The sequence below is a fragment of the Cognaticolwellia mytili genome (assembly GCF_002104475.1).
GTDB lineage: Bacteria > Pseudomonadota > Gammaproteobacteria > Enterobacterales > Alteromonadaceae > Cognaticolwellia > Cognaticolwellia mytili.
Window position 1 is genome coordinate 39,988 of sequence record NZ_NBOF01000001.1, and the last position, 22,279, is coordinate 62,266.

Annotated in this window: 16 protein-coding genes; 5 read left to right on the forward strand and 11 right to left on the reverse strand. The window is 37.5% G+C overall.

The window, feature by feature from the left end; translation table 11 throughout:
- Nucleotide 1: 1 nt before the first annotated feature.
- The 3 genes from B7C41_RS00135 to B7C41_RS00145 all read left to right on the forward strand — a co-directional run bounded on the left by B7C41_RS00135 (nt 2) and on the right by B7C41_RS00145 (nt 4,525).
- Nucleotides 2-3,043, forward strand: coding sequence for an efflux RND transporter permease subunit (locus tag B7C41_RS00135; protein ID WP_085296741.1), 3,042 nt, complete (start codon nt 2-4; stop codon nt 3,041-3,043).
- A 249-nt stretch (nt 3,044-3,292) separates the two neighbouring features.
- On the forward strand, nt 3,293-3,841 hold the full coding sequence (locus B7C41_RS00140; RefSeq protein ID WP_085296742.1) for a cytochrome b: 549 nt from the start codon (nt 3,293-3,295) through the stop codon (nt 3,839-3,841).
- Between the two features lie 108 nt (nt 3,842-3,949).
- Complete coding sequence (locus B7C41_RS00145; protein ID WP_085296743.1) at nt 3,950-4,525, forward strand: YceI family protein; 576 nt, start codon at nt 3,950-3,952, stop codon at nt 4,523-4,525.
- Between the two features lie 163 nt (nt 4,526-4,688).
- Here B7C41_RS00145 and B7C41_RS00150 read toward each other — a convergent pair whose 3' ends face one another.
- From B7C41_RS00150 to B7C41_RS00175, 6 genes are all read right to left on the reverse strand, one after another.
- Entirely contained in the window at nt 4,689-5,129 is a 441-nt protein-coding gene (locus B7C41_RS00150; RefSeq protein ID WP_143764254.1) for a DoxX family protein, read from the reverse strand.
- A gap of 47 nt (nt 5,130-5,176) precedes the next feature.
- A complete protein-coding gene (locus tag B7C41_RS00155; RefSeq protein WP_085296744.1) occupies nt 5,177-5,995 on the reverse strand; it encodes an HvfC/BufC N-terminal domain-containing protein in 819 nt (272 codons plus the stop codon).
- The gene (locus tag B7C41_RS00160) at nt 5,985-6,956 is read right to left on the reverse strand and encodes a DUF692 domain-containing protein (RefSeq protein ID WP_085296745.1); all 972 of its coding nucleotides are present in this window, start codon (nt 6,954-6,956) and stop codon (nt 5,985-5,987) included. The genes B7C41_RS00155 and B7C41_RS00160 overlap by 11 nt, the downstream gene beginning before the upstream one ends.
- A gap of 53 nt (nt 6,957-7,009) precedes the next feature.
- On the reverse strand, nt 7,010-7,297 hold the full coding sequence (locus B7C41_RS00165) for a BufA1 family periplasmic bufferin-type metallophore (protein WP_085296746.1): 288 nt from the start codon (nt 7,295-7,297) through the stop codon (nt 7,010-7,012).
- 15 nt (nt 7,298-7,312) lie between these two features.
- The gene (trxA, locus tag B7C41_RS00170; protein ID WP_085296747.1) at nt 7,313-7,630 is read right to left on the reverse strand and encodes a thioredoxin; all 318 of its coding nucleotides are present in this window, start codon (nt 7,628-7,630) and stop codon (nt 7,313-7,315) included.
- 83 nt (nt 7,631-7,713) lie between these two features.
- The gene (locus tag B7C41_RS00175; RefSeq protein ID WP_085296748.1) at nt 7,714-8,181 is read right to left on the reverse strand and encodes a YHS domain-containing (seleno)protein; all 468 of its coding nucleotides are present in this window, start codon (nt 8,179-8,181) and stop codon (nt 7,714-7,716) included.
- 115 nt (nt 8,182-8,296) lie between these two features.
- Here B7C41_RS00175 and B7C41_RS00180 point away from each other — a divergent pair, with 115 nt between their 5' ends.
- Nucleotides 8,297-9,118: a cupin domain-containing protein gene (locus B7C41_RS00180; RefSeq protein ID WP_085296749.1), complete on the forward strand. Its 822-nt coding sequence runs from the start codon at nt 8,297-8,299 to the stop codon at nt 9,116-9,118.
- 413 nt (nt 9,119-9,531) lie between these two features.
- On the opposite strand, the gene B7C41_RS00185 is transcribed toward B7C41_RS00180, so the two are convergent.
- Entirely contained in the window at nt 9,532-12,327 is a 2,796-nt protein-coding gene (locus tag B7C41_RS00185; protein ID WP_085296750.1) for a serine/threonine-protein kinase, read from the reverse strand.
- Nucleotides 12,324-12,887 carry an ECF-type sigma factor gene (locus B7C41_RS00190; RefSeq protein ID WP_085296751.1) on the reverse strand — a complete coding sequence of 188 codons (564 nt, stop codon included), beginning with the start codon at nt 12,885-12,887 and terminating at the stop codon, nt 12,324-12,326. The genes B7C41_RS00185 and B7C41_RS00190 overlap by 4 nt, the downstream gene beginning before the upstream one ends.
- A 285-nt stretch (nt 12,888-13,172) precedes the next feature.
- Between B7C41_RS00190 and B7C41_RS00195 the strand changes: the two genes are divergently transcribed.
- Nucleotides 13,173-20,321: a pentapeptide repeat-containing protein gene (locus B7C41_RS00195; RefSeq protein WP_158089060.1), complete on the forward strand. Its 7,149-nt coding sequence runs from the start codon at nt 13,173-13,175 to the stop codon at nt 20,319-20,321.
- A gap of 298 nt (nt 20,322-20,619) precedes the next feature.
- Here B7C41_RS00195 and B7C41_RS00200 read toward each other — a convergent pair whose 3' ends face one another.
- From B7C41_RS00200 to B7C41_RS00210, 3 genes are all read right to left on the reverse strand, one after another.
- Nucleotides 20,620-20,955 carry a DUF1801 domain-containing protein gene (locus B7C41_RS00200; protein WP_211279473.1) on the reverse strand — a complete coding sequence of 112 codons (336 nt, stop codon included), beginning with the start codon at nt 20,953-20,955 and terminating at the stop codon, nt 20,620-20,622.
- Nucleotides 20,952-21,488 (reverse strand): DUF4199 domain-containing protein, encoded by a 537-nt coding sequence (locus B7C41_RS00205; protein WP_085296753.1) that lies wholly within the window; start codon nt 21,486-21,488, stop codon nt 20,952-20,954. Before B7C41_RS00205 ends, B7C41_RS00200 begins: the two co-directional genes overlap by 4 nt.
- A gap of 113 nt (nt 21,489-21,601) precedes the next feature.
- Complete coding sequence (locus tag B7C41_RS00210; RefSeq protein WP_085296754.1) at nt 21,602-22,006, reverse strand: helix-turn-helix transcriptional regulator; 405 nt, start codon at nt 22,004-22,006, stop codon at nt 21,602-21,604.
- Nucleotides 22,007-22,279 lie beyond the last annotated feature (273 nt).

Below are 22,279 nucleotides of genomic sequence, written 5' to 3' on the forward strand. Positions count from 1 at the left end.
TATGGACATCGCGCGTTATTCGTTAACCAAGCCGATTAATATCTGGTTGCTATCAATATGCTTTATTGTTGGTGGTATTGTTGCTATGGGTAATATTGGCCGTTTGGAAGACCCTGCTTTTACCATTAAGCAAGCGGTTATCTTCACCTATTACCCAGGAGCAAGTGCTGAAAAAGTAGAAAAAGAAGTTACCGAACAAGTTGAGATAGCCCTACAGCAAATGTGGCAATTAGATATTTTGGAATCAGTTAGTAAACCTGGATTTTCTCGAATAACCATGGAGATACAACCCAATATTGATGGTCCGTTGTTACCGCAAATTTGGGACGAACTGAGAAAGCGCCTTAGTGATATTCGAAACGATTTACCGTTGGGGGCAAGTGCGCCTGTGGTTATCGATGATTTTGGCGATGTTTATGGTATTTATTATGCTTTGTCAGCGCCAGATTTTAGCGCTCATCAAATGCGAGAATTTTCTCGTATTATTCGGCGTGAAATATTAACCGTTGATGGCGTGGCAAAAGTGCAGGTGGGTGGTATTCTTGAAGAAGAAATTGTTGCTAAAATTGATAGCTACCAAATTGCTGGCTTAGGCTTATCTTTTCCTGATATTCAACAAGTATTAGCGAGTAACTTAAAACCTTTTAATGGTGGCCGATTATTCGTTGGTGATAAGCAAATACGTATTCCAGTTGAAAGCTCAACCAATAAAATAGAAGAAATTGAAAACCTGTCTATTGTTATCCCAGGCAAAAACGCGTCAATTAAAATTAAAGATATTGCTGAACTGAGCATTCAACCAGTGGATATTCCTAGTGGATTGAAACGCTTTAATGGTGAACGCGCAGTAACCTTAGCTGTGTCGGCACAAAACGATATTAATGTCGTTGAAGTTGGTAAGAAAATTGAAATTAAGCTAGCAGAAGTTATTGCAAAGTTACCAACGGGTATTGAGGTTGCATCAATATATAACCAAGCCAAAATTGTAGATAAATCAGTTGATGGCTTTATTTTTAACCTTGAAATTTCTGTTGCTGTAGTTACGCTAGCATTGTGTTTATTTATGGGGTGGCGCTCAGGTGTTGTGGTGGGAGGTACATTATTAATAACCGTGTTAGGCACTGTGCTAATTATGTGGCTTTATGATTTACAGTTACAACGAATTTCATTAGGTGCCATGGTTATTGCCATGGGGATGCTGGTTGATAATGCCATCGTTGTCGCTGAAGGTATGATGCTGAGGATGGAAAAAGGCAAGTCTGCAATGGAATCAGCTAGCTTTATTGTCAAAAGAACACAGTGGCCATTGCTTGGTGCAACCGTTATTGGTATTGCGGCATTTTCGGGAATTGGTTTGTCTGATGATGCGACAGGTGAGTTTTTATTTTCTTTATTTGCTGTGGTGCTAATTTCGTTATTATTAAGTTGGATACTGGCAGTATCACTTACGCCCCTGTTGGGTAAGTATTTTTATAAAGTAGGCACTAAAACTAGTGACGATGACAGCCACTCTTTGTTTCATAAAGCTTATTTAGTAGTTTTACGCACAGCTTTACATTGGCGTGGTCTAACCCTTGGCATTTTAGTCGCTATTACGATTACCGCTTATGCGAGTTTTGGTTTGATAAAGCAGGGTTTTTTCCCGCCGTCAAATACTCCAGTATTTTTTATTCATTATTGGGGGCCACAAGACGCAGATATTCGCGCTACTGAAAAGTATATGAAGCAAGGTGAAAAGCTTATCTTAGCTACCGAAGGAATAGAATCATTAACCACATTTATTGGTGAAAGTTCGGAGCGCTTTACTTTGGTTTTTGCGCCAGAGCTACCGAATGAAAGCTATGGCTTATTTTTAGTACGTGCTTTTGACGCTGCCGATATTCCGCGTTTAGCGCAGGAAATATCGAATGAATTGAAGCAAGCCAATCCGAAAGTAAATTTTTACGCTGAAATTATGCAGTTTGGTCCCGGCGCTGGTGCAAAAATACAAGCACGTTTTTCTGGTGATAATCCTGCTGTGTTACGTCGGCTTGCAGACCAAACAAAAGCCATATATTTCGAAGATGGAAAAATTCGCGATATTAGAGATGATTGGCGTGACAAAGGCATTGTTTTAGCGCCTGAATATGATGACATTGCCGCAGGTATTGCTGGCGTTTCTCGCAGTGACTTTAGTCAAGCAATAGCGTTTTACACGCAAGGTTTGAAAATAGGGCAATTGCAAGACGGTGATTATCTATATCCAATTATTGCTAGAAATAGTAATGGCAATGCTGATCAGTTAGTGGGGCTAGAAAATAGTTTAGTATGGAGTAGTAGTCAACGAACGTATATTCCATTTAAGCAAGTCAGTGGAAAAATGACTTATTCGAGCGAAGAGTTATTAATTAATCGTCGTGATCGAGTGAGAACTATTACTGTAAAAGCTGAAGCAGGCTATGACGAAACGACAGGTGAGGCATTTGGCCGTACGCAAGCGTCAATTGAAGCTATTGATTTACCAGATGGCTACACATTGGAGTGGGGTGGTGAATATGAATCAGCTCGCAAAGCGCAAACGGCACTAGGGCAAGGTTTACCATTAGGCTTTTTGATTATGTTTATCATCAGTGTGTTGCTTTTTGGTCGTGCAAGACAACCTATTATTATTTGGCTTATTGTGCCGATGGCTGTTGTGGGGGTTGTAGCTGGTTTACTGTTAGCTGATTTGCCTTTTGGTTTTATGTCGTTATTAGGCTTTTTAAGTTTATTCGGAATGCTAATTAAAAATGCCATTGTGCTGCTAGAAGAAATTGATCTGCAAATTGATGAAGGCAAAGAGAAAGCGACCGCTATTGTTGAAGCAAGTTTGAGTCGTTTAAGGCCGGTTTCATTAGCAGCCATAACAACTATTCTGGGAGTTATGCCATTGATATTTGACCCGTTCTTTGCGGACATGTCAGTGACCATTATGGGGGGATTAGCATTTGCGACTATTCTAACCATGATAGCGGTACCCGTATTATATAGTGTTTTTTATAAAATTAAGGTAGAAAAGGCTTAACCTTAATCAATATGTAAACCTTATTTTTATATAGAATACACTCTAAAAGCGAGCAGTTAACTGCTCGCTTTTTTATGCACAAGATGTACGGTATATCGCTAGTGCATAGACGCTTTTTAAATCTATTCTATTGTTGCATTTACTGTAACTATCATTTGTCTTAATCCATATTTATTACATAAATGAACTTGTCTAAAATAGCCTTCTCTATTTAAAGACAAGTTTCTATTTAAAAGTAAGGCATTGATGATGTGGAAAAATACAGCTGAAAACTACGGCTTAGTAAGTAAATTATTGCATTGGCTAAGTGCCATCAGTGTTTTTGCTATGTTTGGTGTAGGCTTTTGGATGGTTGATTTAACTTATTACAGCCCGTGGTATCAAAAAGCACCTCACTGGCATGAAAGTGTCGGCATCTTATTGTTAAGCGCAACATTACTACGTCTATTTTGGCGCCTATTCAGCGTAAAACCACAAGCAATAATCAATCATTCAAAAATAGAGAGGCGTGCATCTAGCACTACTCACCTTGTTTTATATGTATTGATTTTTACGCTTTTCATTAGTGGCTATTTAATTTCAACTGCAGACGGTAGAGCAATCGATATTTTTAATTGGTTCAGCGTTGCGGGACTAGAAAAGTTGATTGAAAATCAAGAAGATTTAGCTGGTTTAGTTCATGAATATGTCGCCTATATTTTAATAACTACAGCGTTGTTACATGGCGTAGCTGCAGTCAAGCATCATGTTATTGATAAAGATCGTACCTTGGCAAGAATGATTAAATCCAACAAATAATTATTTAATCTGAACTCTGAATGATGAGTGCGTGAAGCTAAAGTGAGTCAATAGTTTAGGTTATTTAACACTCAATAATAAATCGTTATAACGACAACAGGAAAAACAATGAAAAAATTTACATTAGCACCATCGCTATTAGCAGTATCACTATTAACCTCAAGTATATTTTTACCTGCAGTAGCTGCGGATTATAAAATTGATCATGAGGGTGCACATGCATCAATAAATTTTACAGCTAGCCATTTAGGTTTTAGCGTTTTAACAGGGCGCTTTAATAGTTTTAGCGGCAACTTCTCATATGATGGGAAAGATATTGCGGCGGCGAAAATATCGGTAACTGTGGACACTTCTAGCTTTGACTCTAACCATGCCTTACGTGATAAACATGTGCGTTCTGATGATTTTCTTGATGTTAAAAAGTTCACGCAAGCAAGATTTGATAGCAATAAAGTTGAAGATAAAGGTAACGGAAGTTTATTAATATCGGGTGACTTTACATTACATGGTGTGACTAAACCTATGGTAATTGACGCGATTAAAGTTGGTGAAGGTAATGATCCTTGGGGCGGTTATCGTATAGGATTTAGTGGCACGAGCACGATCAGTATGGCAGATTTTGGTTTTAAAAAAGACTTTGGAAAAATTGAACTTGCTTTACATATTGAAGGCATTCGTCAGTAAGCGATGTTGTCAATGGTTACCAATAGCTGTTAATTGATTGAACAATGCTGAGGTATGTTAATCGACATACAGTGAAAGTAAAAAGCGATTAAAAGCCAAAGTTTGATTTAACACTTTGGCTTTACAGTAAACGGATGAAGCTTAGCTTTATAAAAACTTAGATTTATGAAAGTTTAAGTTTATTGTCTACCGATAATTTCTCACCACCAAGTAAAATTACAAAGACTAATAAGCTACCCCATAATATATGTTCATTCATCGCTGCTGGGCTAATATCTACTAAACTCAATACCGCGATGACATTAACCACAAATAGCCCCGCGGCTGATAATCGGCTGAATAAACCAATCGCCAATAATACTGGTAAGACTAATTCACCGATTGTCCCTGCCCATGCTGCAGCAACAGGAGATAATAATGGTACTTCGTATTCATATTCAAATAGCATCAAGGTCGACTCCCAATCACGTATTTTAGTCAGTCCAGATTTGAAAAATATACTGGCGACATAAAGTCGGACAAATAGTATCGCGGGAATACGTAAGTAATCGCTATAGTCTAAAATTTGGTTGTGTAATGCTCTAACTTTTTGCAAAGCCATCATAAATATTCCTCTTTATGCACTGAAGTGTTGTTGTATTTAGGGTTAACTTAATCTGAAGTTAGTGTTGAAATTGAACTAACCAGTTGTTGTTCAATGGCTTTTGGCAGCCAATCTATGATTGAAAACGTCTCATTAGTTACTTTATCTAATGCACTACCAATACTGGGCTGTGAACGAGCAGCCAAAGACGGTAGCGATTGCCATAACGTTAGCCATTGGAACTCATGTTGTGTTATTTGTTGATATTGCGCTTGAAAATTGGGCCGCCATATTAGGTAGTAATACTCACCATTTTCAGTATTATTAAGTTGCTGTTCGATATCATGGGTTGTTAATTTGCTATTAATTTCATTAGCTTGTTTGATATCTTCAACAACTAGATCTACAGGATAATTTAGCTTTAATACCTTAAAACCGGCACTAAAGTTAATCGTGAGCTGATATGCATCAAAATCGTTTAGCAATGATAACGTTGTTAAATCTTTTTCTACGTCTTCAGCTCGCTCCGTATGATGGCAAGCAAAGTCTAAATCCGCTATTGCAGCTAAAACGCCACTGTTTTTTAGTGATTGTTGGCGAATAAAGTCAGCAAACTCTTGCCCTAATTCGCCCCAATCATATTGGGCTTTTAAATGTTTTTTCAGGTATGTTTTAACCAACAAAGTAAAATCAGTTTCGCCAACAAATGAATGCACAGTGGCAAAGGTTATTGCTAATGCGCGGCTAGCATTGGCCAATAAACTGTGTTGATAAATTTTCATTCCAGCAGATAAGTTATTACTGTCTCCTTCGTTGCTTGTTTTTTGTAAAGCATCTAATGAAAATATAGTAGATAGCATCTGTGTTTGTTGCTGCTTAAGAGTCATTGTGGACTACCTCTAACGTTTTCTTACTGTCAGATTTTTCATACTCTGCAGAAAAAACATTGATAGCGATACTTTTAGCTTTATCCGCTTCAGCAATTAATACCTGCCAAGTGGGTAAATTTTCATCCCATTCAATTAATGTTGCTATAGGACCAAATTTTTGCAATGCGTAATGGTACAAATGCCAAACGTCATCAGATACTGGTTGTCCGTGATCATCTATCATTAATTGCTCTGAGCCCACTGGTGTACAACCAGCTAAGTGAATTTCGCCAACAAGCTCCGCTGGAATCTTATCAAGCCAGTGCTTTGCATGTGCTAACACGTCAATTGTGCTTTCTGAATCGATTTGTTCTGAGGTTAACGTGGTTAATGGCTGATTAATGGCATTAACAATCAAGTTATTCAAATCAACCAGTAGCTTGCAACCTGATTGATGACAAAGCTTGACGAGAAATTCAGCCTCACTGTAAGTTGAACCAGGTAACTCAATATACGCTGACAAATTTTCGACCAATATTTTTCGACCCAATTGCATTTGCGCTCGCTCAACGTTACGCACCATAATACTTAAACTTTCGTCATTAAATGGCACAGGAAGTAAATCGCCGGCGTGTACACTAGCATTTTCACTTTCAGCCCAGCTAAAACAAGCATGATCAGATAATAGTATCGGTTGATAGCGCTCAACTAAATTAGTGAGTTGGTCAAGCTGGTTTTGTGGCGCAGGTAAAGCTGAACCCAAGCCTAATGATGTGGCATGAAGGCTAATTTTATAATGCTGACTTATGTCAGTTAGTACCGCATGACTAGCACCGCCATTGGCGAAGAAGTTTTCTGCATGTACTTCAATAAAGTCGATGTTAGCTGGAGTGTTTAAGGCATCTTCAAAATGATTATGTCTTAAACCCACACCAATTAAAGGTAAGTTAGTTGGTGTTTTTTTGTTCAAGGAAAACATAATTTTCTCCAGTAACATCGAAAAAGTTAGTCGTTATAGCGACTTTAATTTACTTAAGCTTTTTGCTTTAATTTTTCGCGAGCTTCTTTACGTGTCAAACCACCTTGGGTTTTGCAAAGACCTTTGGTGACTAAGCGCCACTCACCTGGATCGTTATCTATTTTCGATTGTCCGGCGCAAGAATGAGTACCTGCGATATTACTGCAGTCATTTTGCCCTGCTAAAGATACGCCGTAACATTTTTCTTTTTTCGCGCGTTTGTCTGCGGCTTCTACATCGGAAATAACACCTAATGTTAAAGCGGCTGCTAGCGCTGTTGATAGTGCAATATTATGATTCATGTTCATTTCCTTTTATTAATGTTCGTTTAACCAGTCTAGTACTTCTTTCTTTGGCGCGGCGCCAACATGTTCAGATGCTACTAGTTTATCTTTTAAAAGCAATAGCGATGGAATGCTTCGAATACCGTATTTTTGTGCTAAGGCCGGCATATCATCAATATTTACTTTAATCGCTTTCATTTTAGTCGATTGTTCGTCGGCAACTTGCTCAAATATTGGTGCCATTGTTTTACAAGGTCCACACCAAGGTGCCCAAAAATCGATTAACACTTCAGTGTTTGATGCTAAAACGTCGGTAAAGTGTTGTTCACTTCTGATTTCTTCTACATTCATCGCTTTTTCCTACTTACTTTTATGGTTTTAGCTGTGAAACTAAATTAAGTTTTTAATAAAGCTTCACAGTCACAAAGTGTTAATTAAAGTTTGTCAGCAGCAACACCTTTGATGTCACCCCAGTTATCGTTTGAACTATTTAAATAACCTGGTACGTCCGTTAACCATTTCTTTTGCACGTCTTTGTTAAGGTTTAAGTACAATTTGTTGTCAACAATTTTCCAAGCTAATGGATCAGTATCAAATTTCTTCTCCATTGCTACACCAAAAGCACAGAAGCCGCCGTACTGTGGAGCATATTTAGCTGGACTTGCTTTAAACATGTCACGGTTTTCTTCATTGCTAAAACGATAAATACCGCCTTTATAAGTCGCTGTGTAACTTGCGTTACCCATTTTAGGAGTCGACATAGTGAAGTAGCTAACAGGGTCGTAACCTTTTATTGCTAAGTCGTTGGCATCAGCATTCATGTCAATATCTGCGGCGAATGAAAGGCTGCTTGCAACTAAAATAGAGCCAGCTAGGATTGTTTTTAAAGTTGTTTTGAACATGTTGTTTCCTAAATTTGTTTGATTGTTAGTGACGGGGTAAATAATAGTGTTGATCGCTAAGTGAGTGGGATACAATCGTCCGCACTTTGAACCAAATCGTCCAAGTTGCCTATTTATGGACCATCTATCCGAAATAATTAACCGATTTAGCCTACAAGCAGGTGTGTTTTACACCGGAAAAATATGTGGTTTGTCCCATTTTAATGAAGGGGCTGCATTAGAAGGGCATATTCATCTATTACGCAGTGGTACGCTTTCTATTATTGGTTTAGATAAAACCACTATAGTGTTAGACAAGCCCTCTATTATTTTTCTTCCTCGCCCGGTTAAGCATGGTTTGCAAGCACGAGATACTGATAATGCTGAACTTATTTGTGCAACGGTGACCTATGGTAGTAATAGTTCTAACTTATTAGCAGATGCCTTACCCGATTTATTAATTCTCCCTTTAGTAGAGTCGCCTTTTTTACAGACCAATATTGATTGGATTATTGCTGAAGCAGGGCAAGAACTGCAAGGACGTCAAGCTGTAATGAATCGACTGATGGAAATATTCATTATTAATATGATGCGTTCGCTCATTACTAAAGGTGATATTGCGCAAGGTATGCTGGCGGGATTAATGCATCCGCATTTAAAGAATGTTTTACAACAATTGCATAATCATCCGGAAGAACACTGGTCATTAGAAAAGATGGCAGGGTTAGCGTTAATGTCTCGGTCAAAGTTTGCTGAAGTATTTAAAGGTGTTATTGGCCAAACACCTAATGATTATCTTGTCAGTTGGCGAGTAGGTGTTGCACAGTCGTTATTAAAGCAAGGCAAAAATGTCAGTATCGTCGCTAATAGTGTTGGCTATGAAACGGCTTCTGCACTTGCGCGTGTTTTTAGAAAGCAAACTAATATGTCGCCAAAAGAGTGGTTAGAGCAGCAATAAGTCTTATCGGTTTCTGAGAATATCGAGCAGCTAGTATCCGATCCAGTAATTGATGTTGATTTGAAATGCAATACCCGAGCGGATGGACTGTTTTGTGAAGGAAGTATTAATGCGTCACATGCGAAAACTGACCTGATTGAATGGCGTTGCGATACATGTGAAGCTTCTGGAAAAATCTCGAATTGGCAAAGTAGCGTGTGGGATAAAGAAAAACGTATAATCCATTAGTCCATATTAAAGCTTAATAAATATCATGGTAGATTAGGTCTACGTTTGCAGGCTTAAGTTTACAGGTTTAAGTAACAGCGTAGGTGTAAATAAAGGATAGAACATCTGCTTCAATCTAAGTACAGAAGTAAAAGCTTTCCTAGCTATTACTCCTGCTTTTCATCTACCGATTGTTATCCATATAGCTAAGTAGTTTTATGACTAGCCGCCATAGACAGCTCAATTTCGATCTGCTTTAGTAATGCTTTTGCTTGCTGTAATGCTGGAGCATATTCGTATAAATGTTTAGTTAAGCTTGGCAGGTTCTTTTCTATTAATTTTTTAGCTTTATACCATTGTTTTTGTGTTGCGTGCCATTGAGCAAGTTGCACTTTGTATTCAGCTAAAAGTGGGTGCGCGGTACCTAGCCTTTTCGATTGAATTTCTAATGTTTTTTTAAGAAGAACAATGGCCTTTTGTGTATTACCTTTATAAGCATTTAGTTTTGCCTGCTGTAGGTACAATTCTGCAAATAGCTTATGTTGAGGTTTAAAGTTCTTTGTTAAGATTATGCTTACCTGTTGCAGCATTTCTGCACTTTTTTGAGGGTTATTCTGTCCTAAAAATGTTTGCGCTAACTTCATTTTAGTTGTTGATACAAGATACGGAATTGGATTGTCTGATTTTTGAAGTATATCCAATGCTTGCTGGTTTAATATCATTGACTCATCGTAACGTTTTGTGAGGTTTAACAGCTGTCCTAAATTTGCGAATGCGTTAGCGACTCTTGGGTTGTTACTTTTATAAAGCTTCTTTCTAAGAGTCAAAGATTGCTGGAATAATGGCTCAGCTCTATCATAACTTTGCATATCTTTATATAAAGAGGCTAAATTGTTGAGACTAACTGAGTAGGAAATAGTATCTTCGCCGGTATATTTTCGATCTAATTCGAGCAGTTGTTTATAGTGTTGTTCAGCTTGCTTATAGTTACCTTGATCGTGCAGTACATTAGCAACGGTATTGAGGCTATTAATCACATCAGGATGGTTTTCATTTAAAACCTCCTGAGCTAAAAATAATGCTTCTTGGGCCAATGTTAAGGTATTTTTATTCGTGCCCTGATATTGCGCTAAATTAACATATGACGTTAACGTACGAATATAAGATTGATGACGTTTACCATAGGCTTGTTGCTTGTCTGTCAATACTTGAGCTAACAAGTGGTCAGCGTTTTTATATTGCCCAATATCTATATAACTATTAGCCAGATTATGTTGTATTCGAAAAGTGTTCCCTTTTTCTGCTGTGCTATGTTGCTGCCTTATCTTTAGGGATTTTTTAAATAATGTTATTGATTCTGCTGTATTGCCTTGCTTATTACGTAGTAGTCCAAGGTGATTAAAAATACTGGCAAAAACAGGATGCTCTTGGGGGAGATCATAAGTTAACGCTAGCTGTAGTTGTTTTTCAGCTTCTGAAAATTGTGATAGTGAAATATTGGTAAATGCAAGGCGGTTGATGAAATTCAGCTGTAGTGCTAAATCGTTTGGGAAGTTATCTTTCGCCAGCTGTAAACCTTGGTTATATACTTTTTTAGCGTCATGATACAAGCCTAAGTTTTCATAGACATTTGCAATAGTGAGTAATAAATCAGTATGAATGGCTGGCTGATTTTTTAGGTTTTCGCTAATGTTGTCACGACCTTTATCCAGAATTTCTCTTGCCGTTACTGTATTGCCTTTAGCGTGATCAGGATCGGATATCTTAAAAATATTCGTGAGAAAAGAAATAACTTGTTGTGACTTTTTACTTTCATGCTGTGCTTTAACTTGTGCTAATTGCGCAACTATACGCAACTGATATTCACGATAACTAAAGCCACTGAGTAGCAATACAGTTAAAAAAGTGGCCGCTGCTATTGTTTTGTTGCGCTGCAAAAAGCGAGAGAAAAGATATCCTCGCTGATTTGCTCGTAAACTGATGGGTAATTTATTTAGATGAAATTGAATATCATCAGCTAACTTATCTATCGATGAATATCGATCAGCAGGCGTAAATTGTAAAGCTTTATTAACGATCATCTGAAGGTCTATATTTACTAAGTCAGCAAATTTCTCAATGCTTGGACGTTGTTGATTAATCTCTGGGCGCTTTTCGAGTAAAAGTTCGTAAAGTAGAATGCCTAACGCATAAATATCGGTTGCGGTGCTTAAGCCCTCACCCGCTTGCTGCTCAGGGCTTGCGTAATCCCATGTAACAGCATTAACACTATTGTTGCTCGTTGTGTCGTTCTGCTCATCTGGTTGAATATCAATAAATGTAGCGATACCAAAATCAAGCAGGTGGGGTTCACCATTTTCACTGACGAGGATGTTACTTGGCTTAATATCGCAATGAATAATTCTATTTTGATGTGCTGATGATACTGCCGCACACACCTTTAAAAACAATCTTAATTTTTGTGCTTTACTTAACTGCTGTTGCTGACAATAAACATCAATAGGAATACCGTCGACAAACTCCATCGCTAAATAAAGTCGTTCACCATCGAAGCGACCGCCATCAATTACCCGTGCTATATTGGGGTGGTTAAGCTTAGCTAATATTTGACGTTCGGTTTGAAACCTCAGATTAATATCATTATTTATATAGCCAGAACGAATTATTTTCACTGCTACTTGTTGTTCGAACTCACCGTCGACGCGTTTAGCACGATAGACTTCGCCCATTCCCCCCATACCAATACGCTGGGTTAACTCAAAGGCTCCTAACGTTTTTCCAGTAAGCAACTGAGTCTCAAGTACTTGTTCTACCGTTTGTTCAATTATCTGAGTCAGCGAGCTTTTGTCATTGTTTGCTTGGGCTATCATGCGAGTAAGTTCATCTAATAATGTGGCATCACCCTGACAATAGTTTTTCAAAAATGCTTGGCGCTCATTAAGCGGTAACGCTAGTGCTTGTTCAAAAACTTGCTGTAGTTCTTGCCATTTTTCTGGGGTCATACGCCGTTATCCATTTGCATGTTTAGCCAAGCCTTTAAAAAACGTAATTCCCTAAAAACAGTTGCTGGTGATATCGAAAGATGCTCAGCTATTTTACTCTGATTAAGACCACCAAAATAATGCAACTCGGCAATTTGTGATTGCCTCAGCTGCAAAGATTGTAGTTTATCTAGTAACTGATCTAATTGGATCAAATTCAGTTGGCTACTGCTTAACTCTTCATTGCACAAGGTTAAGCTGAAGCGCTCACTTTCAACGCCTCTTTTCTGGCTATTAATTCCACGAGCGTAATCAACCAAAATTCTGCGCATCATTTGGCAGCATAAATTAAAAAAATGCTTACGGTCTGAGATGGTTAATTTGCTATCAACCAAACGCTCGAAAGTTTCATTTACTAAAGCAGTTGGTTGCAGTGTGTGATTGGAGCGCTCTGACTTAAATTGTGCACTGGCAAGTGAATGTAATTGGTCGTACACCAAGGGCATTATTTGTTGCCAAACTTCTGATTCTTTATCTGAGGCATTAATTAATAGATGGGTAATGGATTGTTTTTTATTCATATGAATTTTATTTTTATATCCGTTATTCAGCAAGTTAATACGCCACTGTGCACTGCAAAGATACAATTTTAAAACAAGTATTGTCAATAAAATTAAGCATCTACAAAGAATAAAAATTAATTTGACGAAAAACTATCATGTTTTGCGCATTAATAAGTAGGGATAAAAACATACTGAGCATCAGTGAATTAACACTTGTTTAGCTCAAACCAATAATAGGGACTAAATGTCGCAATGAACTATATTTTTTTATGGCCAAATAAAAAGATTGTGCTGGGTAGCATAATGGCTTGCTTTTTTATTAATAGCACGAGCGTTTATGCTGCTTGTTCTGACCCCGCAGCGCCTGAGGTTGACTGGTCAGGTTGTAATAAAAGTGGCATAACCTTTACTGATTTGAATTTAAATGGCGCCAACCTTGAAAATGCTAATTTTAGAAATTCACAATTTATAGGGGAAACTGACTTTACAGAAGCAAACTTAATTAGAGCTGATTTTAATGGGGCAAGTTTTAATGATGGTGATAGCGTAGTCGATTTTAGAGGGGCCAGAATAGCAAATATTAATCTCCCACATAATAATGAAAATGACTGGGCTAATAAAATTACATTTTCACCGGATCAGGTACTTTACAATAAAAATTCTGATAACGCTGAATTTACACTAATTCAAGGTAATGAATATTCAAAGCCTAACAGCGCTTTTGGTGAATATAGGTGGACTGGAACCACCAGTTATAGCTTTGTTACCGAAATTAAAACGCTAACCGATACTGAATATGATGGCCGTATTAATAGCGTCCCTAAAGATATTACTGTTAATTTGGGGGCATACATAGCAACAGCTGAAAAATTTTATGGGTGTAACTTTAGTAATCCATGCAGTGAGCCTTATCGTTTGTTTAATTTATTTACTGTGCCTGTTTCAGCGACACCAGCTATCGAGTCAACAAAAGCAATTAACGCTGTTGATCTAATTAGTTCCGATAGCGATGCTGGATATAACTATGTATCACAAATGACTGATAGTGATACCTCGCCATATTGGCAGTTGGATTTAGGTCAATATCAGCACATCGAAAAAATAATAGTTCATCCTCACCCAAGTACTGAGCATAAAGATAAAGTTTTAGACGCTGAATTATTGTTATCTGATTCATCTTTTAAAGGTGATGACTGGTTTACTGAAAAAAACTACGATTATATTGGTCGTTATCGCGGTATGAATGCAGACCGAGCAGTAACTTTTGAAGTAGGCCATAGCGCTCGTTATATTCGCCTAGCAAAAGCTAAAGGTGAAAGCCAGTTAGCGTTTGCTGAAATAGAAATTATCGGCCAATTACGTTCAACTTCGAACGACACACCAATACCCGCCGATGAAACATTTAAATGTGGCTTGTTTGACGAAGCGAAAGTAGTTAGTGAGCCAAGTGAAATTGAGGCATGTGAAAATAGAAATCCAAGAGATGCGGACTCTGGTAGTGGTGACTTAGGTGGTTTAAGTAATTGTAACTATAAAAATAATTCATTAGTGGGTATAAATTTTAGTGGTAAAGAACTGACTAATGCTGACTTTAGTGGTGCTGATCTAACAAATGCTGATTTTTCTGGAGCGACACTAACCAATGCTAATTTTAGTGGCGCCAAGTTGATCGGCTCTCGCCTAGACAGCGCTACTGCATATGGTGCTGATTTTCGAGGTGCGACGTTTTCTGAAACTGAATTAACAGAGGATGCTGCTGATGATAGCAATGTAAATTTTGACAGAATTGAAGTATCAGGAGCATGCTTTAGTCGCGATACTTGGCGTGATGATGGTACAGGTCCTTTTGGTACTAGTGGCTATAGTGATGACGGAGGTAATAATCAACCAATTATTGTTTTAACTAATGCGAATAAATTATTTGGCTATGCGCGACAATCTTCTACAGATGAAAGCCGTCCTGCTAATTATGCCTATGAATTAAATAAATCTTCTAAAACAACGGCAGATACTTCCCCTTGGTGGATATTAGATATAGGCGCTACCTTTGACATTGACAGTATTGATTTAACGTTTGCCGCAGACTGCACCGCATGTGATGGTAAAACTAAGATGTTTATTTCAGACTGGACTATCCCTTCAAATCCGATGTTCAATCCAGAAGATGGGTGGGCTGAAATTGCTGTTACCACTCTCGTAGGAGAGGCTGATACTTATACGGTTGGTCGAACTGGGCGATTTATAGCGATTCAAGCAGATGCCGCGACCATCGGCCACTTGGCTATTTCAGCTATTAAAGCTACGACTTCTGAAGGCACTGTGATACCAAGCACTATTCGACCTGATGTATTTAAAGGCTCTAGTTTAAGTTTTTCAGGTAATGTATTAACTAAAAATACCGTTGTAATGGCAGACTTAACAAGCTACCAAGAACACTTAGGGGTACTAGGTGGAAGAACACTTGCAGCAAAAAGTGATACCGTAATCGCTAAAAATCTCATAAAAAAACTAAATATTACAAAGCGTAAGCTAACTTCTTTAAGGGTAGCAACATTTACATTGAAAGAGTTAAGTGAAGCTGTACCTTATAATACCAAAGTAAAAAATATTATAACTAAGCTAACCGGGCCTTTAGATACTTTTGTAAAAAAATCGGGGAAATATTTAGCAAAAACAACCGCAAATTTATATTTGCTAGACCAATTACGCTATCAACCTATTCGAAAGAAATTAACTCAATTAAGTTCTGAAATAAATGATCAATCAAGATCTGTGAGTTCTATTCTTGATTATTTATCGAATGTTAATGATATTTTTCAGAATGAGGTTAGTTGTCTAGCACAGGACGGCGAAATAAAACCTGAGTATACATTTGGCGTAATTAAGTTAGAGGGTTTTGCTGCGCCAATATCAACCGTTTTCGATTTAGAAAGTGCAAATAATACCCTCGTTGGCTCAGATTCAGTTTATCAAGCTGACGAAAATAATAGTAGTTTCCCCATCGACGCACTCGATGGCATGGACTATAAAGTTGCTACGCAAATAGCTGAAATAGATGCTCTGATAAGTCGACTTGAAAGTATGAAAAGCACGACTTTGCCAGACGGAACAAGATTATCTTTAGATAATTTAGATACATTTTTAGATGAGATTAATGCGGTATTAGATGCTGATGGATTTTCTCAAGTTATTGGCACAGTAAACATTGTTTTTAATACTTATGTCAATGTTTGGCTGATTGGAAGTTATTCTGTTCTTGATATCCTTACGGCTTTTAATAATATTCCATTAATAGATAAATTTAGTCGTTTGGCATGGCAGTTACTCGATCCTGCGTTGGACCAACTAACAAGTAAAATTCCGAATGTCGACATTGCGTTTCCCGATATACCAGGTGCTATAGAAATCTCAGTATTAAGGGAGTCAGGATCATATGTGGTTGTTGATTGGAAACTGCCAAATTTAGACGGTCTCAATCTTAATTGGTATAACGAAAGCAACGGCTTCCCCTTATGTACAGGCGCAGTTGATACAAGTAGCATTCCTCAAGTTCCGCAATTGAATTTAGATCTCGATGCAGATGGGCTTATTAACGGTGAAGAAATCATTAACTGTGAAAATACTTTGATTGATGCTGTTATTGCTGGGGAATATTGTGATGATTTTATCGCTGGTGTAGATGGGGAACCTTCTGTTACACATCCATATTATGCAACAGATGCTTATAGCAGTGATACTGACAAAGACGGTATGGATGATGGTTTTGAGGTGCGTTATGGCTTTAATCCAATAAGCCAAAATGTTGGTATTGACGATCCTAATGCCGATATGGCAGCTGCTTCTGATTATGATAATGACGGCGTTTTAAATATAGATGAAGCACGGTTAGGCTTATCACCGAAATTGGCGGATTCCGATGGTGATGGGATTTCAGATTTATGGGAATCTTATTTTTACGCACAAGCTACGCTAATAAGTACTACGCCTGAATTATACATTCGTCCTGCACTACCAGATAATACTTGTGACGAAACGTATAATTGTGATGGTGACGGTGATTCTCTTAATGTGGTTGAAGAATTAAATTACTTTGCACAGACCTGTAAGGCTTTGTACAGTTTTTTAAATGAGGCAGAAGATCAGGCGTACGATAATGCTAGTTCAGCAAACAAGCCGTTAGTTACCGCATCGCGTTTGACAACAATTTCCCCAAATGAGTTTGTGCCTGAAAATACAACGCCAGTTTTGTGTGAAGAAATTCGTACCAAGTTAATTAACATCGCAGAAGGTGAAGTAACATATTATAGCGAAAGTATGGTTGACGGTTTTTCTGAAAAAGAGCATTTCTTAGTATCAATACTTAATAATGATAGTGACGGTGATGGAATTAGAGATGGGATAGAAGTAAACCAATCATGCGTTTTGGACCCGAGTAATGCTATTTCAAGTGTTGACCCAGATAAGGATTCACTTACCTCTGTCGATGAGCTTATATTAGGAACAGACCTTTGTGCATCAGACTCCGATGCTGATGGTATTAGTGATGGTATTGAGGTGTTATCTGGTTTGGCACCTAAAGACCCGTCCGATGCTAAATTAGATAAAGATGGTGATAGTTTATCTAATTTAGCAGAGTATCGAAATGCTACCTCATTGATTCATGTAGACTCAGACTTTGATGGTGTTAACGATAATATTGATGCTTTCCCGCTTGATACATCTGAATCTTTAGATACAGACGGAGATGGTATTGGTAACAATGCTGACAGTGACGATGACAACGATGGTGTTGCTGATAGTGCCGATGCTTTTCCGTTTGATGTAACAGAGTCTGAAGACACAGACGGAGATGGTACTGGTAACAATACCGACAATGATGATGATAATGACGGTGTTGTTGATAGCGCCGATGCTTTCCCATTAGACAGTCGCGAATCGATTGATACAGATGGCGATGGTATTGGTAATAATGCCGATAATGACGATGATAATGATGGCGTTGTTGACGCTGAAGATGAGGCGCCTTTGGATGCTACAATTGGTGATACTCAAGCTCCAATTTTTACTGAATTAAACACCTTGACGTTTGAAGCGACGGCAGAGAAAACAGCGATTGATTTACCTATGCCAGAGGTGAATGATAATAATCTTAATCCGTTAACGCTAACCTCAGATTATAGTAACCCCTTGCCTGTAGGAGAGCATATTATTAGGTGGATAGCGATTGATTTTGCTAATAATCAATCTGTTGCAGAGCAGACGGTGAATGTTGTTGATACAACGGCGCCAGTATTCGATGATATTGCGCTTATAACACTGGCGGCCAAAGGGCGGTTGACTGATATTTCATCAGCGCTAACCGTTAAATCTTATGATCTGGTCGATGGTGAAATATCCCCAATGATAACAACAGAAACTGTACTTCTAACTGGTCGCCATGAAGTTGTGCTGACATCGATGGATAAGGCTCTAAATAGTGTTATTGCTACGCAACCTATTGATATTCTACCGCAAGCTGGTTTACCCACTTCACTACAAGTTATGGCCGGTGGTAATTATGAAGCCACCTTTGCATTAAATGGCGCTGCACCAGCTTATCCGGTAACTTTTAACTACCAAGTGTTACGTAATGAAAATGTAATCATTGACGCGCAAGGTTCACTGAATTCAGGTATTCAAACAACTTTTACGGTAGATATACCTGATAATGTAGAGGTTAAAGATAACTTAGTGCTGACATTAGTTGAAGTTAATAATGCCACTGTTGGTGATATGAACCAGAGTCGATTAGTGATTGTTGATAATAATGTTGCCCCCAACTTATTGTTAACACTCTATCAAGGCGAAAAGCAGGTCACTATTGTTGATCCGAGCAAAGGCCTGGTTATGCTTAAAGCCGCTATTACTGATGTTAACCAAAGTGATAATCATGATATTGTTTGGCGTGATGTGAGTGGAAATTTCCCAGAATTGATTGGCGAGTTTACTTACTTATTAAACCCTGAAAATTTAGCTGTTGGGGTCTATTCATTGCAAGTTGATGTTAGTGAGAATAATACCCAAGCGTTATTATCTGTTACAAAATCAATTCAGTTTGTTGTTGATCATCTTGCTGCCTTAGATACCCGAGCCGATACTGACAATGATGGTATTGTAGATAGTGATGAAGGCTATAATGACAGTGATGGTGATGGTATTGCCGATTACTTAGACAATGATGCAGATACCACACGATTGCCGAGTGTGCAAGGAGTAGAGCCTTTACAAACGTCTCTAGGCTTAAGCATGTCGCTAGGGACTTTAGCATCTGCTCAAGGTATTGATGTGCAAGGTTCGGGTTTGAGTCTTGATAAATTAGCGACCCTCGTCGATGAAGGTGCAGCGCAAACTCGTGATGCTCATTATGAACTGGCGAGCCCGATTTATAACTTTACGGTTGAAGGTGCGATTGAACAAGGTGAGTCTGTTGCGGTTGTTGTTCCACTAGCTAAAGGCAGTTCGTTGCCTGAAAGTGCGGTCTATCGTAAATATAATATCAAGGATGGTTGGCATACCTTTGTTGAAGATAATGATAATCATCTTAGTTCAGCAAGTACCGATGAGAATGGCAATTGTCCGGCAGCGAATGACGATAATTATAGCCAGGGATTAACAGCCGGTGATAACTGTATTCAGCTATTCATTGAAGATGGCGGCCCGAATGACACTGACTTGAGTGTTAATGGTGCAGTAGAAGATCCAGGTGCTATTGCCATTGAAGTACAAAATCATGCACCTGAAATAGTGTTAGCCCGCGCTATTTCTATCAAGGAAGACACGCCCATTATGATCGATGCATCAGGCTCTAGCGATGTGGAAGGAGATAGTCTCACTTATTTATGGCAACAACTATCTGGTGTTAGCATTGAACTCGATAACACTCATAGTGCTCAACTTAACTTTATCAGTCCATCGGTAAGCCAAAATGAAGTATTGATATTTGAGTTAACCGTTGATGACGGCTTAGATACGAGCTCTACGACAATCGAAGTGACTGTATTGCAAGTCAATAAAGCTCCTGTTGTTACTATTAATGAGCATGAGAATAGCAATGTAGAAGGGAGTAATATCACCTTAATAGCACAAGCTAGTGATCCTGATGGTGATGAGCTTAGTTATACTTGGGAAAAAGTGTCTGGGCCTGCGATTAGTTTTGATAGTCAAACTAATGCTCAAGTAAGTTTTACCTTACCTAGTGTTACCGGCAACGAAGTTGTTAAGATTCAAGTTACCGCCTCTGATGGAGAGGCGGCTGCAACGAGTATTACTAGTATTGCCATTACGCCGAAAACAGTTACACCACAAACAGTCGCTCCGAAGAAAAAAGAAGGGGGTGGCTCAATGGGGTGGCTTGTGCTTGTGGTGTTAGTAAGTCGAATGACAAGGGGATTCAACCTTAAACGTGCTGCATAATTGAGTTTTCTGTAAAGTGCATGAACGACGCATTACCATTATATTAAATTGATTTATGCGTCACTTCATTTGTTTTAGTTGCTGTTTGATTAGTCAATAAGCTATCAAATGGCAAGCTAAAACTATTTGTACGTTTAGATTTAACTCTGTAACAAAACCTGTGTAACTGCCTATCATTAATATCCATATAAGTTAGGATAGGCAGACTATGAATAAGAAAGAACTAGAAGCATGTGCTAAGCAAGTCGCCAAGGCATTAAGTCAGAGCAAGACTTAGCTAGCTTCTTATTATTGTTAATTATTTCAATACTTCTTCTATTATTGTTTTTAACTTTAAATCAGTGATATCTTTTAACTTACTCAGTTTAATATGTCGCATAGATTTTCCAGTTCCTTCAATGATGTCTTTGTTCGTTGTGATTTTATCAAATTCAAAGAAACCAAGTGTTACGTGCTTTTTAGTTGTTTTTAAATAACAAAAATCCTTTTCAACGGCATAGACGGGTCTATTCCATTTAAATTGTTCATCTACATCTTTGACAATAGAAAAAATTAGCTGACGTAATGCAATTAATATCTCTTTATGAATTTCTTCTGCGCTTTCTATATAAGTGCTTACTTCGATATTTATCATTTAATATCCTTTGATTTTAAAAATAAACTAAGAATTAATGAAAACGCTAATCCAGTTATTAAATTTCCTACAAATGAAAATTGCGCTTGAATTTGAGTGCTGTAATATTTTTTATGTTCATTTATCTTAGCCCCTATTTCTTCCTCACTTAAGTTTGTGGTTGAAAGCTTTTCAGTTATTACTTTTATCATATCTGAATTGTATTCTGGATAAATCCAGTTATAAAAAAATATTGTAAATATGGCTGAAAAGGTCGCAGTTGAAATGCTTACTACAGCCCCTGTTAATAGAGCTTTTTTAAAAGTTAACTTTGCACCATTAAGCTTTTTAGCAATTAAAATACTTTTATAAATACCCAGTAACAAAAATACGTAAAGAAAAATAAATAAAATTGTTCCACCAATGGTTAATTTATTATTACTAACAGATTCAGGGCCAACTAAACTTAATGATAAAAGAATAAGCATTAAGAGTGTTCCTGCACTAGCGATGAATATTCCTGCTTTGATGGAATACATAGTACTTTTATCCATGATGTCATTTCCTATTGTATGAAGTGGATAAACTTAATTCACTTTTGGTTGAAAAATCTAGTTTTTAAGGGGGGATAAAAGGGTTGATTCTCACTTTGTGGTTAATTAATCGGCTAGTTTAGTTTCGCTATTAGTTCTTTACGATTTTTTACAGCAACTTTTTTATAAATTTTATTAATATGAGTTTTAATTGTAGAAAGTTCAACATACATAGTATCGGCAATGTCTTGGTTCTTCATTTTATTTAAAATCATCTGAGTAACTTCTTTTTCTCGTGCTGTTAAGCCAAATTTATCAATGCTTTTAAGCGTTTCTTTTCGTTTGTTTTGCTCGATAAATATACCAAATGATAATGTAAGAAGAAGAAACGGCACTAATAAAAGAGAATCAATATAATTAACCTGTGCGATGCCGTAGTAGGTCGAAAAAGAAATAACATTAAAAGTTAAGACAGAAACGACTATTAAGGCAATAAGTCCAAAAAGGAAAAGGTTTTTGTTTTCAATTTTTATATTCATGCTTATATCCGACAAGTTTGGTTTAATACTCTAACTAGATAGTTTTTGTAATTGATCTGCTCTATGTTTAAATGAATTTTATTCTTAATGTTGAGTTAAATAAAGTTTTAAAATAAACATAAATATGCCATTTATAGGGGGGGAAATAGAATTTATTTATTGCTTGTGGATGTTATATAGATCGAAAGCAGGAAACAAATATTTCGTAGAGATTAACCTTTATGGCGTTACTTATCTTTTGAGGTTTTACTATCAGTTAACAATAGTCATAAA

Coding starts and splice junctions, on each gene's coding strand:
- B7C41_RS00210 (WP_085296754.1), bottom strand. CDS start 22,006: ATGAATATAAAAATTGAAAACAAAAACCTTTTCCTTTTTGGACTTATT.
- B7C41_RS00140 (WP_085296742.1), top strand. CDS start 3,293: ATGTGGAAAAATACAGCTGAAAACTACGGCTTAGTAAGTAAATTATTG.
- B7C41_RS00160 (WP_085296745.1), bottom strand. CDS start 6,956: ATGTTTTCCTTGAACAAAAAAACACCAACTAACTTACCTTTAATTGGT.
- B7C41_RS00195 (WP_158089060.1), top strand. CDS start 13,173: ATGGCTTGCTTTTTTATTAATAGCACGAGCGTTTATGCTGCTTGTTCT.
- B7C41_RS00180 (WP_085296749.1), top strand. CDS start 8,297: ATGGACCATCTATCCGAAATAATTAACCGATTTAGCCTACAAGCAGGT.
- B7C41_RS00135 (WP_085296741.1), top strand. CDS start 2: ATGGACATCGCGCGTTATTCGTTAACCAAGCCGATTAATATCTGGTTG.
- B7C41_RS00150 (WP_143764254.1), bottom strand. CDS start 5,129: ATGATGGCTTTGCAAAAAGTTAGAGCATTACACAACCAAATTTTAGAC.
- trxA (WP_085296747.1), bottom strand. CDS start 7,630: ATGAATGTAGAAGAAATCAGAAGTGAACAACACTTTACCGACGTTTTA.
- B7C41_RS00185 (WP_085296750.1), bottom strand. CDS start 12,327: ATGACCCCAGAAAAATGGCAAGAACTACAGCAAGTTTTTGAACAAGCA.
- B7C41_RS00165 (WP_085296746.1), bottom strand. CDS start 7,297: ATGAATCATAATATTGCACTATCAACAGCGCTAGCAGCCGCTTTAACA.
- B7C41_RS00175 (WP_085296748.1), bottom strand. CDS start 8,181: ATGTTCAAAACAACTTTAAAAACAATCCTAGCTGGCTCTATTTTAGTT.
- B7C41_RS00200 (WP_211279473.1), bottom strand. CDS start 20,955: ATGATAAATATCGAAGTAAGCACTTATATAGAAAGCGCAGAAGAAATT.
- B7C41_RS00190 (WP_085296751.1), bottom strand. CDS start 12,887: ATGAATAAAAAACAATCCATTACCCATCTATTAATTAATGCCTCAGAT.
- B7C41_RS00145 (WP_085296743.1), top strand. CDS start 3,950: ATGAAAAAATTTACATTAGCACCATCGCTATTAGCAGTATCACTATTA.
- B7C41_RS00155 (WP_085296744.1), bottom strand. CDS start 5,995: ATGACTCTTAAGCAGCAACAAACACAGATGCTATCTACTATATTTTCA.
- B7C41_RS00205 (WP_085296753.1), bottom strand. CDS start 21,488: ATGGATAAAAGTACTATGTATTCCATCAAAGCAGGAATATTCATCGCT.